Source organism: Halomonas sp. Cn5-12 (assembly GCF_021532545.1).
GTDB classification, from domain to species: Bacteria; Pseudomonadota; Gammaproteobacteria; order Pseudomonadales; family Halomonadaceae; genus Vreelandella; species Vreelandella aquamarina.
On record NZ_JAKGAY010000008.1, the window covers coordinates 68,389 to 81,846 of the forward strand.

The 13,458-nt window shown below is 58.8% G+C and carries 11 protein-coding genes; 4 read left to right on the plus strand and 7 right to left on the minus strand.

The genetic code is table 11. The features are described from left to right. The first annotated feature begins 75 nt into the window (after window positions 1–75). Both nqrM and sthA read left to right on the plus strand, forming a co-directional pair. Window positions 76–330: a (Na+)-NQR maturation NqrM gene (gene nqrM / locus L1249_RS06780; RefSeq protein WP_044628062.1), complete on the plus strand. Its 255-nt coding sequence runs from the start codon at window positions 76–78 to the stop codon at window positions 328–330. Window positions 331–439: 109 nt separating this feature from the next. Then, window positions 440–1,831, plus strand: a complete 1,392-nt coding sequence (sthA, locus tag L1249_RS06785; RefSeq protein ID WP_058577788.1) for a Si-specific NAD(P)(+) transhydrogenase — start codon at window positions 440–442, stop codon at window positions 1,829–1,831. Between the two features lie 191 nt (window positions 1,832–2,022). On the opposite strand, the gene L1249_RS06790 is transcribed toward sthA, so the two are convergent. The 5 genes from L1249_RS06790 to leuS all read right to left on the minus strand — a co-directional run bounded on the left by L1249_RS06790 (window position 2,023) and on the right by leuS (window position 7,610). Then, window positions 2,023–2,961, minus strand: coding sequence for a PA2778 family cysteine peptidase (locus L1249_RS06790; RefSeq protein ID WP_137092851.1), 939 nt, complete (start codon window positions 2,959–2,961; stop codon window positions 2,023–2,025). Between the two features lie 10 nt (window positions 2,962–2,971). After that, window positions 2,972–3,370, minus strand: coding sequence for a PA2779 family protein (locus L1249_RS06795; RefSeq protein ID WP_062374664.1), 399 nt, complete (start codon window positions 3,368–3,370; stop codon window positions 2,972–2,974). A 99-nt stretch (window positions 3,371–3,469) separates the two neighbouring features. Beyond that, complete coding sequence (gene holA / locus L1249_RS06800) at window positions 3,470–4,537, minus strand: DNA polymerase III subunit delta (protein ID WP_137092853.1); 1,068 nt, start codon at window positions 4,535–4,537, stop codon at window positions 3,470–3,472. Further along, the gene (locus L1249_RS06805) at window positions 4,534–5,028 is read right to left on the minus strand and encodes an LPS-assembly lipoprotein LptE (protein WP_054640984.1); all 495 of its coding nucleotides are present in this window, start codon (window positions 5,026–5,028) and stop codon (window positions 4,534–4,536) included. The genes holA and L1249_RS06805 overlap by 4 nt, the downstream gene beginning before the upstream one ends. Beyond that, on the minus strand, window positions 5,025–7,610 hold the full coding sequence (gene leuS, locus L1249_RS06810) for a leucine--tRNA ligase (RefSeq protein WP_228168585.1): 2,586 nt from the start codon (window positions 7,608–7,610) through the stop codon (window positions 5,025–5,027). Before leuS ends, L1249_RS06805 begins: the two co-directional genes overlap by 4 nt. Before the next feature lie 164 nt (window positions 7,611–7,774). Between leuS and L1249_RS06815 the strand changes: the two genes are divergently transcribed. Beyond that, the gene (locus tag L1249_RS06815) at window positions 7,775–8,293 is read left to right on the plus strand and encodes a zinc ribbon-containing protein (protein ID WP_044628056.1); all 519 of its coding nucleotides are present in this window, start codon (window positions 7,775–7,777) and stop codon (window positions 8,291–8,293) included. 4 nt (window positions 8,294–8,297) lie between these two features. Here the strand turns inward: L1249_RS06815 and L1249_RS06820 are convergent, their stop codons facing one another. Together L1249_RS06820 and L1249_RS06825 are read right to left on the minus strand one after the other, a co-directional pair. Continuing rightward, window positions 8,298–9,611 carry a hypothetical protein gene (locus L1249_RS06820; protein ID WP_044628055.1) on the minus strand — a complete coding sequence of 438 codons (1,314 nt, stop codon included), beginning with the start codon at window positions 9,609–9,611 and terminating at the stop codon, window positions 8,298–8,300. Window positions 9,612–9,997: 386 nt separating this feature from the next. Then, window positions 9,998–11,965 carry a DNA topoisomerase III gene (locus L1249_RS06825; protein WP_137092860.1) on the minus strand — a complete coding sequence of 656 codons (1,968 nt, stop codon included), beginning with the start codon at window positions 11,963–11,965 and terminating at the stop codon, window positions 9,998–10,000. A 187-nt stretch (window positions 11,966–12,152) separates the two neighbouring features. On the opposite strand from L1249_RS06825, the gene L1249_RS06830 reads away from it, so the two are divergent. Continuing rightward, the gene (locus L1249_RS06830; protein WP_137092862.1) at window positions 12,153–13,400 is read left to right on the plus strand and encodes an ABC1 kinase family protein; all 1,248 of its coding nucleotides are present in this window, start codon (window positions 12,153–12,155) and stop codon (window positions 13,398–13,400) included. Window positions 13,401–13,458 lie beyond the last annotated feature (58 nt).

The window sequence follows — 13,458 nt, forward strand, 5'->3', positions numbered from 1 at the left end:
GTAGATTTTTAAGGCACTTATCGGCACAAGTATTGTCGGCAGGTGAGGTACCTAACGTAATGCTAGGAGGACAACATGGCAATTTGGCTACTGGTATTCGGGTTTATGGCGCTGATTATGGGCGCGATGGCCGTTGGCGTGCTGATGGGGCGTAAACCCATTGCAGGCTCCTGCGGTGGGCTTAATCAAATCGGCATGAAGGATGGCTGCGATATCTGCGGTGGTAAAGACGAAGTATGCGAAGAAGAGAACCGCAAACGCGGTAGCGTACGGCGCCGTAGTGATGAAAGCCGTGGCGCCGACTTAGGTTACGATGCAACGCGCCGCTAACCGCTGATGCTACTACGCGTTAAATAACATCAAACGCTCGCTTAACCGCGGGCGTTTACGTATGCGCTAATGAATTGATGATGTCAGGGAACAAGGAGATCCAAACCGTATGGCGGTTCACAATTACGATGTCGTGGTGATCGGTACCGGCCCCGCTGGGGAAAGCGCTGCTATTAATGCTGCTAAGCACGGTATGCGGGTGGCGATAATTGAGAAGCAGGCCCAGGTAGGCGGTAACTGCACCCACTGGGGCACTATTCCTTCCAAAGCGCTGCGCCATCAGGTCAAGCAGATCATGGCGTTCAATACCAACCGAATGTTCCGCGATATCGGTGAGCCCCGCTGGTTCTCCTTCCCAAAAGTGATGGAACGCTCCCGCGGTACCATCGACAAACAAGTCGAAATGCGTACGACATTCTACGCGCGTAATCGAATCGACCTCTTTCACGGCGTCGCGCGTTTCAAAGACGAACATACTGTCGTCGTTCGCGACCGCCAAGAGGGGATGGAAGAGTTAGTGGCCAAGAAAATCGTCATCGCCACCGGCTCACGCCCTTATCGCCCGGCGGATATCAACTTCCGTCATCCGCGCATCTACTGTTCCGATACCATCCTGAGCCTGTCTCACACGCCGCGTACGCTGGTAATTTTCGGCGCGGGCGTTATCGGTTGTGAGTACGCTTCTATCTTCTCGGGGCTTGGCGTGAAGGTAGACCTGATCAACAACCGGGATAGCCTGTTGTCGTTCTTGGACGATGAGATCAGCGATGCGCTCTCTTATCACCTACGCAAGCACGGCGTGCTGATTCGTCATAACGAAGAGTACGAGAGTGTCGAGGGTGATGAAGCAGGCGTAGTGGTACGCCTGAAATCCGGTAAGAAAATCCGTGCCGATGCATTCCTATGGGCCAACGGCCGTACTGGTAACACCGACAGCTTGGGGCTGGAGAACATCGGCCTGGAAGCGAATGGCCGGGGCCAGCTCAGCGTGGATGAGCACTACCGCACCTCGATTCCGCATATTTATGCGGCGGGCGACGTCATAGGTTGGCCAAGCCTGGCCAGTGCCGCCTACGATCAGGGCCTAAACTCCTGTAACGAGCTGCTGGAAAAAGAGTACCGCTTTGTCAGCGATGTGCCGACCGGTATCTATACCATTCCTGAAATCAGCTCCTTTGGCCCCAATGAGCGCGAGCTGACCGAAGCGAAAGTGCCTTACGAAGTCGGCAAGGCGTTTTTCAAGGATACCGCCCGTGCCCAGATCACCGGCGATACGGTCGGTATGCTGAAGATCCTGTTCCACCAGGACACCCTGGAGATTCTCGGTATCCATTGCTTTGGCGACCAGGCGTCGGAGATCCTGCACATCGGCATGGCCATCATGCAGCAGGAGGGCAAGGCCAACACGCTCAAGTACTTCGTCAACACCACCTTCAATTACCCCACCATGGCAGAAGCCTATCGAGTGGCGGCACAAAACGGTCTGAACCGGGTGTTCTAAGCGGTCAGGGCGGGCCTTCCTGCAGAGGTTGGCCCTGCCAGATCAGCTTCGGTGGGAGGCCGCTTTAGCGGGCGAATGGCGCCGTCAGGCGCCCCGGCCAAGCCACCGTCGCGAGCTGAAGCTCCCTCCCACGGGGGCATTTCAGCACCGTCGCGAGTTGAAGCTTCCTCTCACGGCTCTTCAGGGCGACGCTATAGCGTTTCCAAAAGCTGTCTAGCCCGGGGCTGCCATTCGCCTTCTAGGGAAGCGGCTTGGGTAAGCGATGCTCTGGCGTCTGCAAGGCGCGCTTGCTGGAATTGTATAATGGCCAGATTGAGCCACGCAGCACCCATCTCCGGGTCGAGGCTCGTGGCTGTCTCGAAGGCGGCCAGGGCGGCTTCGGGCTGGCCATCGGCATACAGGGCATTGCCTAGCGCAAACTGCCCAGTAGGATTTTGCGGGAAGCGCTCACTAAATGCCTGCCAACTGCTCAGCGTTTTCTCTGATCCGTGCTGCTCTTCAAAGGCACTAATGGCCTCTAACGCATTGCGTGCCGTGACACCTTCGGGCAGCGTGCCCGGCTCGCTGACCACAAACCCCCAGCGCTCAGTACGTGCCCACGTAGCATCAAAACGGCTAAACGATAGGGTGTGCCGCTCGATTTCACCGCTGCGCAGAACAAGCGTTTCGTTCGGCAAATCAAAGCCAATGGCCACCGCATAGTGCCACATGGGAAAGGCGGGCAGGGCGAGGTTCTGCATCACGACCACCGGGTTACCTGCTTCCAGGTGCGTGAGCAGAGCATCCATGGTACCTCGGATGGGAATTGCCAGCCGTTCGTAGCGGCGTACCGTGGCCAGCATTTCCGGCTGCACGCTGCCATCACGCCCAGGCAAGAATACCTGAGGAATCAGCTCGTCTAAGCTAGCCTCTACGCCTTCGTGATTAAGCACCATAGCTAAGGTAGCTGGGCCGCACTGGTATTCCGTTTGGGCGAAAAACGGCACCTCGGTAAGCTCGGTTTGCGGCGTCAGGCTTGCTTTGGTGCTTTCAAGCAGTACCGGGCTGCGTGCGCAGCCGGTTAGCAGTAGAAGTAGCAGGCTCAACAGTAAAACGCCCGCAGTGCGGGCGTTAACATAACGGTTCATCATCGCGGATGAATTAACGTGTGAACGGGTAAACATCGGTTAAACCGAGAATGTCCGTTACCAGCAGAATCACAAATACCGCGAACAGCACACCAATCACGCCAGCACCGGCGGGCAACTGCTCAAGCTGCTGCGCCATTTGCTGGGCTTCGGCATCGCTCAGGGCCGCCACACGCGCCTCGACATCGGCGGGATTGACGCCCTGTTTGAGCAGTTGATCTTGCACATCGGCACGGGCGAGGATTTCATTGATACGCTCGCGGTCCGCACCGGCACGGTCGCCTGCTAAAACAGACTGCGTTGATACCAGATCCATACCTTGCGGGGCGGTAGGGGCCGCCACAACGGGCAGGCTGGCAAACACTAACGCAGCAATCAAAAGGGTCGAGAGGTAAGCACGCACTGTTTTCATTGTCTTCATCCTTAGACTTATCGGGGAGCAAGCTATGAGTAGCCTGAGTGATTAGTATAGAAACAAACAGCGAGTGTTTTAAGACGAAAATGCAAAGTGCTAATTATTTGCACTAATGCGATAGGTCCAGGGCGTTTCCGCCAGGAGGCCTTTTGCCCCTGCCATGGTCATGGCGAGGTCGTGCAGCCCCGGCCATAGAGGCACGGCAGATGCCCCTTTCACCGCTAAATCCAGGCGCTGGGCCATTAGTAGCAGTTTGTGTAAACGCTTCATGGAAAGGCGGCTAATGGCTTTTTGATAGGACGGGCGACGTTTATCAAAAATCATCGGCTTTTGGGATTTGCAGGCATGCTCGAAGCTTTGGCCTTGGTCCAAATGCTGATGCAGCGATAGCAGAGTGCGCAGCTCACGGGTGAGCGCCCACAGCACAATCGGTGCTTCCACGCCTTCGCTTTTTAGGCCGTTCACAATCCGCGAGGCACGGCTGGGTTCGCCCTTCAAGCACGCATCCGCCAGATTGAAGACGTCAAAGCGGGTGCTGTCTTCCACACCTTGGGCAATGTGCTCGACGTTGAGCCGGGTGTTAGCCGGGTAGATCAACGCCAACTTTTGCAGCTCTTGATCAGCCGCCAGCAGATTACCCTCGGTGCGCTCACCCAGCAGTCGCGCGGCTTCCAGGTCGATCTGCAGGCCGTTATGCGAGGCCCTATCCCGTAGCCAATAGCCAAGCCGTGAGGCATCTACCGGCCATACGGGAACAAAAATTCCCTGTTTATCTAAGGCTTTGAACCAAGCGCTTTTCTGCTGCTTGGCATCGACTTTGCCCATGCTAACCAATAGCAGGTCGTCGCTGCCATCCATCATTTCCGCATATTGAGCAAGCGCCTTGCTGCCTTCCTGCCCCAGCTTTTGATTGCCCAAACGCAGCTCCAACAGTTTGTTGGTGGCAAACAGCGAGAGGTTGCTCGCGGTTTCCAGGAGCCGCCCCCAGGCAAAGTTGGGCTCCACATCCAGCACTTCGCGCTCTTCGATACCCGCTTGGCGGGCGGCGGCGCGCACGGCATCGCAGGCGTCACGATGCTGAAGCGGCTCGTCACCCGCCACGATCACTGCTTTCGGCAGCTTTTTGGCCAGGGCGGCGGGTAATTGGTCGGCAAATACCTTCACCGCAACGCCTCAAGGTTAGCTAAGCGTTCCACAATACGCTGGGCAAGCTGCCGAGTCAGTGTCTGCTCGGCTTCCTGGAACAGCGTCTCGCGGTTCAGCAGGTCGTCATCGCTGACGCGAATCCGCGTGCTGGTACTCAGCGTGGCGTTGTTCAGGGCGTAGGCATTGGTTTCCCGCTGCTGCACCGACAGCGACGTGCTCAGCGTCAGCTCATGCTCACGGCTGGCACGGCCATCGGTCCCGATGCGCCGCTCCTGAAGGGAAGGGGTGCCCAGAGTGACGCGCCAGGGCGCGCCGCTTTCTACCTCGGTGCCTAACTGCTGCAGGCGAGTGCGAAGCTGCTGGGCGAGAGCGCTGTTGTCATCGCCCTCTAGCGAGAGCGCGGGCAGGCGTGGCATGGATTCCGAGCCGCGCAGGCGGAACCCACAGCCACTGAGCAGCACCGCCGCTGACGCGGCGATGCTGAGGGTCAAAAAGCGACGGCGATTCATCCGCTCACCACAATGTTAACCAGCTTGCCGGGCACCACGATCACCTTACGAACCGTTTTGCCTTCCAAATGGCGCTGGACGTTTTCGTTTTCCATCGCCAGTTGCTCGATGGTGGCTTTGTCGGCGCTGGCCGGGGCTTCCAGGCGGGCGCGCAGTTTACCGTTTACCTGTACCACCAGCTCGATGCTGTCGCGGGTCAGGGCGACTTCGTCTACTTTCGGCCACTGGGCTTCAATGGCGGGCTGCTCATGGCCCAACTGCTGCCACAGGGTGTGGCAAAGGTGCGGGGTAATCGGGGCCAGCAGCAGTACGCAGGCTTCCAACGCTTCACGGCTAACCGCGAGGCCCAGTTCGGACGTATCGTCAAACTTAGCGACCGCGTTAGAAAGCTCCATCACAGCGGCAATGGCGGTGTTGAAGGTGGTGCGACGGCCAATGTCGTCGCTGGCTTTTTTGATGGTTTCGTGGGTTTTGCGTCGCAGCGCTTTTTGGTCGTCGTTGAGTGCATCGACGTTCAGCGTGCCTGGAGTGCCCGCTTCCAGGTGCTCGGTAACCTGACGCCAGATGCGCTTCAGGAAGCGGTGCGCGCCCTCGACGCCGGAATCCGACCACTCCAGCGACTGCTCAGGTGGTGCGGCAAACATCATAAACAGGCGCACGGTGTCGGCACCGAACTTGTCGATCATCGACTGCGGGTCGACGCCGTTGTTCTTCGACTTGGACATCTTCTCGATGCCGCCCATCTCCACCGGCTGGCCGTCACTCATCAAAATGGCGCTCAGCGGGCGGCCTTTTTCGTCGCGCTGCACTTCCACATCGGCCGGGTTGAACCACTCCTTGCCGCCGTTATCCTTGATGCGGTAGAAGGTTTCGGCGATCACCATGCCCTGGGTAAGCAGCTGCTGGAACGGCTCGTCGGAATCGACCATGCCGAAATCGCGCAGCAGCTTGTGGAAGAAGCGGGCGTAGAGCAGGTGCAGAATGGCGTGCTCGATGCCGCCAATGTAGAGATCCACCGGCAGCCAGTAGTTGGCGCGTTCGTCCAGCATGGCCTCGTGGTTATCCGCACAGCAGAAGCGGGCGAAGTACCAGGAAGACTCCATGAAGGTGTCGAAGGTGTCGGTTTCACGCACCCAGCCGTCGCCCAGCTCGGAGAACTCGGGCATCTTCTTCAGCGGCGAGCCGGAGGCATCCACGGTGACTTCCATGGGCAGGGCCACCGGCAGCTCATCATCGGAGAGCGGTACGGTCTGGCCTTCCGGGCCGTACTTCACCGGAATCGGCGCGCCCCAGTAGCGCTGGCGGGCAATGCCCCAGTCGCGCAGGCGGTAGTTGGTTTTCACCTCGCCGCGGCCCAGCTCGGCCAGTTTGGCGGCAATGGCATCGAACGCGGCTTGGAATTCCAGACCATCGAACTCGCCGGAATTGATCAGCGTGCCGTGCTCGGTGTAAGCGCCTTCAGAGATATCCGGCGTATTGCCGTGCTGGTCGGCTACCACCGGCTTCAGCTCGATGCCGTACTTGGTGGCAAACTCCCAGTCGCGCTGGTCGTGGGCGGGAACGGCCATCACCGCGCCGGTGCCGAACTCCATCAGTACGAAGTTAGCCACGAATACCGGTACTTCTTCACCGTTTAATGGGTGAATGGCTTTATGGCCCGTGGCCATGCCCAGCTTCTCTTTGGTGGCCATTTCCGCTTCAGAGGTGCCGCCTTTGGCGCACTCTTCACAGAACGCCGCGATCTCGCTGCTCTGCTCGGCGGCCTGTTTGGCCAGCGGGTGCCCAGGGGCGACGGCCACGTAGGTCACGCCCATCAGCGTATCGGGGCGGGTGGTGTACACCGCCAGTGGCTCGCAGGCGCTGCCATCGGCGGCTTTGATATCGAAGCTCAGCTCGACGCCACGGGATTTGCCGATCCAGTTGCGCTGCATGGTCTTGACCTGCTCAGGCCACTCGACGTTATCCAGATCCGCCAGCAGCTCATCGGCGTAGTCGGTGATCTTCAGGAACCACAGCGGGATCTCCTTGCGCTCTACCGGCGCACCGGAACGCCAGCCGCAGCCGTCGATAACCTGCTCATTGGCCAGCACCGTCTGGTCCACCGGGTCCCAGTTCACCGTGGACATTTTCTTATACACCAAGCCTTTTTCCACCAACTTGGTGAAGAACCACTGCTCCCAGCGGTAGTAGCTGGTGTCGCAGGTAGCGAATTCGCGGCTCCAGTCGTAGGCAAACCCTAGTGCCTTCAACTGGTTGCGCATGTAATCGATGTTTTGGTAGGTCCACTTGGCAGGCGGCACCTGATTTTGGATCGCGGCATTTTCCGCCGGCATCCCGAAAGCGTCCCAGCCCATGGGCTGCATGACATTTTTACCCTGCATGCGCTGGAAACGTGAGACAACGTCGCCGATAGTGTAATTACGCACGTGGCCCATGTGCAGCTTGCCGCTGGGGTAGGGGAACATGGATAGGCAGTAGAACTTTTCGCGGTTGGCGTCCTCTACGGCTTTAAAGCACTGGTGCTTGTCCCAGTACTGTTGAGCGTCACGTTCGATCTCGCGGGGGCTGTATTGTGCGTCCATCGGTGTTTTCAATGCCTTGGGATAATTCGCCCTTGTTCAGGGCGCAAAGTGAATAGTAGATGACGACTGTCAGATAAGTAGCGTCGATTGTATCCTATGCCGGTGTATCCTTGAACGGCTAACCGATGATAGGCAGCACCTGTGGCAACAAAAGGAGAGGACCCATGGAAAAACATAACGATCACCGCCTTCGCGAAGGCTACGAGCGCCTATTGGAGCGCATGCAGGATGGCGCCAACGAGCTCACCTGGGACAACCTACAAAAGGACTTAGACGACGCCGTTGCCTTTGAAGCTGAGCTTGAGGAGTACACCAAAGACGAGCTAGCGCTGCTGCGTGCCTGGGTAGAGCGCGACCTGAAAGACATGCGCTACTACATGGCGGATACCGGCAAGCAGGTTGCCAGCTGGCTAGGAATCGACATCGACCAGCTTTCCCGCCGGGTCGCGGAATCGCTGCTTTCCATTGCCGACCGTAGCGTGGTAGACCGCGAACGTTTCGAGGATGACCTAGAAGCCGCCCGCGCCGACTACTGCGAAGGTGAAATCGCCGCCCCGGGCTTAATGGCCTGCACTCACTGCGATGCTCAGGTCATGTTTAACGATGTCGCGCGGATAGAACCCTGCCACCAGTGCGGCCACCGCTACTTCTACCGCTTTCCGAGCAAAATCGTCGAAACCTAAGTATCTAACCTAGCCAAACGCTCAAGCCTGCGATCGCGCCTAGCGAGAGCAGGCTCATCATCGCAGCATAAGGTAGATTATTTTTCATCATCTGATAACCGCTCACCCCGTAACGCCCCTGCAACGACAGGTTAATACCCGAAAGCGGCCCCACACTGGTGCCCACCGCCCAGGCGCTAAGCGCCACAAAGGCAAACAGGGTCTGTTCAGCGCCGCTCAGATTAAGCACCGACGCCAACACCGACACCCCAATAATCGGGTGCAGCCCCACCAGCGCACTAAGCGTAATAGCCGCAAAACTCACCATGGCTTGCCATGTACCAAAGCGGGCAAACAGCGTCCACTCATCGCCTGCCGCCGCTGTTACCAGCGTTGAAAGCCCCAGCGTTAATAAGCCTGCCGCTAAAAACAGTGAAATTTCCCCGCGCATGGCGGGCAGGCGAGTAACGGTATGCTGACGCAGGCGCCGCAGGGTAAAACGCGGGCCTTCTCGCAGGTTGCTCAGCAGCGCCACCCCAGGCAGCAAAAAGGTAATAATGCTGACGATAGTAAGCGACGGTGTGATCCAAAAGTGCAACAGCATCACCAGCGCCGCCATGCCTGCAGGCATGAGCAGGCTGCGGGGCGAAAGCGAAAAGCCATCCACCTCGGTTAAATCAAACCGTCGCCGCAGTTCTAGCGTGGTTAATAGTCCTGAGAGCATGGCGATAGGAAAACCCACCACGGCAATCTGGGCATACTGCACCGAAGGCACCAGCGCGATCACCAGCGCCATAGAGGCAAAGAAGGGCGACCAGAGCGCGGCGCTGCTTAGCCCACGGTTCAGTGCCAATAGCTGCGGCGTGGTTAACGGCGCACGGCGAGCCAAGCGGTCGCCCACCATAAACACCGTGGAAAGATTCAAAATCGTGCCGAGAAAATGCACGCCCAGCCAGGTGCGCAGCACGCCGTCCGCCCCCGTTACCCGCTTACCCGGCGCACGCTTGTTGCCCTGGGTGCCAATCAGCGAGATAAAGCTCACGCCTACCAGCATGGAAGCCACGAACACGTTCCCCTGCAGCATGGCAGGCCAGTTCACCGCCGCGCCATACACGGTTTGCGCCACCACCAGCATCACCACACCCAGGGCAATCAACACCCCCGCCTGAAGGCGCGAACGCTTGGGAATATCCCGCCACAGCAGCGCCACCGCCGCCCACAGCAGATAGCTCACCGCCTGCGCGGTCGGCACCGCGCCGGTAAAACCAATAATCTGTGCCAACAGCCCGAGCAGAATCAAAACTCCCGCCAAGTGCTGCCGCGTCGTTGTCTCTCGCATCTCAGTCCCTTTACTGGTTGAGTTAGCAGGCTAATCGGGTTTGCGTGAGAAGGCTAGTCGCAAGAGGTGATGGGAGACGAAGATAACAGAGGTGTGGGGTTGCCATAGGTGAGAGGTGGAAGGTGTGGGAAAAAGGGGGACGTGAGATATGAGGGGGATGGGAGGGCACTTCAGCGCGCGATGATAAAGCCAACCAAACATAGACAAAGCCACCGGTCCCGTAGCGCGGTGTAACGAACGAAGTGAGGCACCCGCGAAGCACCGCAACGAGTTTGGGGGTTACATCAGACAGGGATGGCTATGTTGTTGCGTGTTAGGATGCTTTTATACCGTTACCTTGATTGATTTAAATAAATTGGCTTGGCTATTTATTTAACAACAAGTGCCTAGCTGCTGCGCCTCTTTCCCGTACTCCGCTTACCCGCTGCACTACTTCGACTCCCCGTAGTTTTCTTACTGCCGGTACTTTTACGCCGTGTGTAGCTTTTCTTAGTGGCTCCGCTGCGTTTGGCGGGACCTCCAACTTCGCCTTGGGCGGTTTGTAAGCTATGGCGTAGTCTGGCCGCGCCGCTTTGGCTTAGTAGGGCGCGTAAGTCTTCCAGCAGCGCCTGCTGGAAGGCGTTGGGGTCGTCTTGTTGTTCAGAGATCGCTCGCAGGCGTTGCTCCCAGAGGGCAGTACGTTCCGGTGTACTGACGGCGCTGGGCAGGGCGGCGATTAGCGCGCAGCCGAGTTTGGTGGCGCGTAGGGCTTTTTGCTGGCGCACTAGGTAGCCGCGCTGCACCAGGGTTTCGATAATGCCTGCGCGGGTGGCTTCGGTGCCCAGGCCGTCGGTGTCGCGCAGAGTGCGGCGCACGTTTGGGTCGTCTACGTAGCGGCCAATATTCATCATTGCTTTGATTAAGCTGGCATCGGTGAATGGTTCTGATGGCCGGGTCTCTTTTTCTTCCACGCCTGCGGCGAGTGCTTGGCAGGCTTCGCCTTGGGTGAGCGGTGGCAGCGGCGGGGTGTCTTCGCGGGTGGTGAACAGTGGCTTCCAGCCGGGGTCGAGAATGCTTTGGCCGCGAGCGCGAAAGGCTTCATTCAGCAGGGTGAACTCGGCTTTCACTTCAAAAGTGCGCAGCGGGCGGTAGAACTGCGCCATCACGTTGCGCACGATTAGCCGAAACACATGGCCTTCGGTGGCGGAAAGCTGGCTGACATCGGCGGGCTTGCCGGTCGGTGCTAAGGCGTGGTGCGCGCCCACCTGCTTATCGTTCCAGGCTTTCGAGCGTAGGGTAAAGTCGGCCCCGTTGAGCCAACCTCGTAACGTGTCGTCATTCTGGCAAGCACCGGAGAGGCTGCGCTGGGCAAGCGCTAGGTGCTCTTCTGGAAGGTAGCGGCAGTCTGAGCGGGGGTAGGTGATCAGTTTGTGCTGCTCGTAAAGCCGCTGGCAAACATCTAGCACCATCTGCGCGGAAAGCCCAAAGCGGCGGGCGGCATCTACCTGCAAGGCAGAAAGCGAGTAGGGCAGCGGTGGCGCTTGGCGCTTCTCCTGTTGGTCTAATGTGGTGAGCGTGCCGCGTGCGCCGGGTAGCTGAGCGGCCAGGGCATCGGCGGGCGTGCGGTCAATCAGTCGCCCTTGCTCATCCAGGGGTTGATGCGCTTTGGGAGCCCACCAGGCACGCAGCTGGCCTTGCGCCACCTGTAAATCTACCCAAAGCGGGTAGAACGGATGGGGTTTGAAATCACGAATGCTGTTATCCCGCCGCACAATCAGCCCAAGTACCGGGGTTTGTACACGGCCTACCGAGAGGACGCCATCGTGCCCAGCTTGGCGGCCGGTGAGCGTCCAAGCGCGGGTGAGATTAATGCCATACAGCCAGTCAGCCCGAGAGCGCGCTTGGGCGGCCTGAAACAGCGGCTGAAACTCAGCATTCGGCCGCAGGCTGGCCAGCGCTCGGCTTACCGCTGGGCGGTTGAGGTCGCTAATCAATAGCCGCTGCACCGGGCCACGATACTTCAAATACTCGATCACCTCTTGTACCAGCAGTTGGCCTTCGCGGTCTGGGTCGCCAGCGTGCACCACGCTGGTAGCCTGCTTGATCAGTTTACGAATCACCGCTAACTGGCCACGGGCTTTGGAGCGCGGCGCGAGCTGCCACGTGTCGGGCACGATGGGCAGCCGGTCGAGCCGCCACTGTTTATCGGCGGGGTTGTAGGCTTCCGGTGGAGCTTGCTCCAGCAGGTGGCCCAGGCACCAAGTCACCGTGGTATCGCCGCACACAATCGCGCCTTCCTGGCGCTTGCCGCCACCGGGCAGGGCGTCGGCAATGGCACGGGCGAGGCTGGGTTTCTCGGCGATAATCAAGCGCATACGGTAGGCCCTGGTAGCGGTCTTTGAAAGAGTGTCATGGTAGCAGAAGCCGCTCAGTGGGTTGAACGTCGAGGCGTGAAAATTTATACAGGTACTTAAAAGGTGTCGTGTGTCATTTGTTTGTATAGTTTTTGTATAAAGTTATCGGATTGAGTAAGCTGTCGCAAAGCACTGGGAGGCGGTTTTTATGCGCGAGCGCGGTAGAACACGACGTTTATTTGGGCTGGGTGCGCGTACGGGTGGTGCCCTGCTGAAAACGCGGTTAGGCGGCCAAGCGGATTGGGGGGCGCTGGGTGAGGCGCTGTTTGAAGGGCTTTCTGAATTAAAAGGCCCGGCCATGAAGCTGGCTCAAATGATGTCCCAGTGGGATGACCTGCTGCCGCCGGAACTGGCCAACGAGCTGGCCCGCCTGCAACGCCAGGCTGAACCGATGCCCTGGCCGAAAATTTGCGAGGCGCTAGTGCTGCAGTACGGTGACATCCAAACGCATTTCCGCGAGATTGAAGAGCGCCCCTTTGCCAGCGCTTCGATGGGTCAGGTGCACAAGGCGGTGACCAACGAAGGGGAAACCGTAGTACTTAAAGTGCAGTACCCAGGGCTTGCTGAGGTTTTAGAGAGCGACCTTAAACAAGTGAGGCGCATTATGGGGCTTGGCCGCTGGTTCAAGGTCCCGCAGGCACGGCTAGATGCGCTGTTTGAGGAGCTGGCAGCCGGGCTGCGTGACGAGCTGGACTACCACGCGGAGGCCCTGGCGCTGGCCCGTTACCGAGAGCGCTACCAAGATAACCCAGCGCTGGTGATCCCCGAGCCGCTGTTTGAGCTCTCCGGCCAACACGTATTGGCCATGCGTTTTGTAGACGGCACTCCGCTGCGGGATTTAGAGAGTGCGGATGACGCTACCCGTCAAAAAGTGGCTGTTGCACTGGCAGACTGGATTACCGAGGAGCTATTTACCTACCGTGAGCTGCACGCTGACCCCCACGCAGGCAACTTTGCCTGCGACGATCAGGGTCGTTTAGTGATTTACGACTTGGGCGCAGTGATTCCCGTTCCCGAGGCGCGTCTAAAGGCCATGATGCAGCTATTGGATGCCACGCTTTCCCAAGACCCCATGGCCATGGATGACGCGCTGATGAAGATGGGCGGCCGCCTGGGCCAAGGCGCTCCGCTGGCGCTGTATCGCGAATCCGCTGAGTGTATTACGCCGCTGTTCGCCCCCGGTGAGCAGGATTTCAGCGATGTGCGCGTTCATCGCCGCCTGCGGGAGCTCACCCCCAAAGTGTGGGCCGCCATGGATCGTCTTCAGCCCCCGGCAGATACGCTGCTGCTCTCTCGGGCGCTCAACGGCCACTACTGGAACTTGGTGCGCTTAAAGGCCCGTTTAGATATGCACGACCGAACTCAGCCGCTGCTGGGCTGGGCGCGTACTGCTTAGCCAAGGCCCTGCCAAGCGATGACCGCTGCGGTAGCCCCGCCAGCCATGCTAGACTATT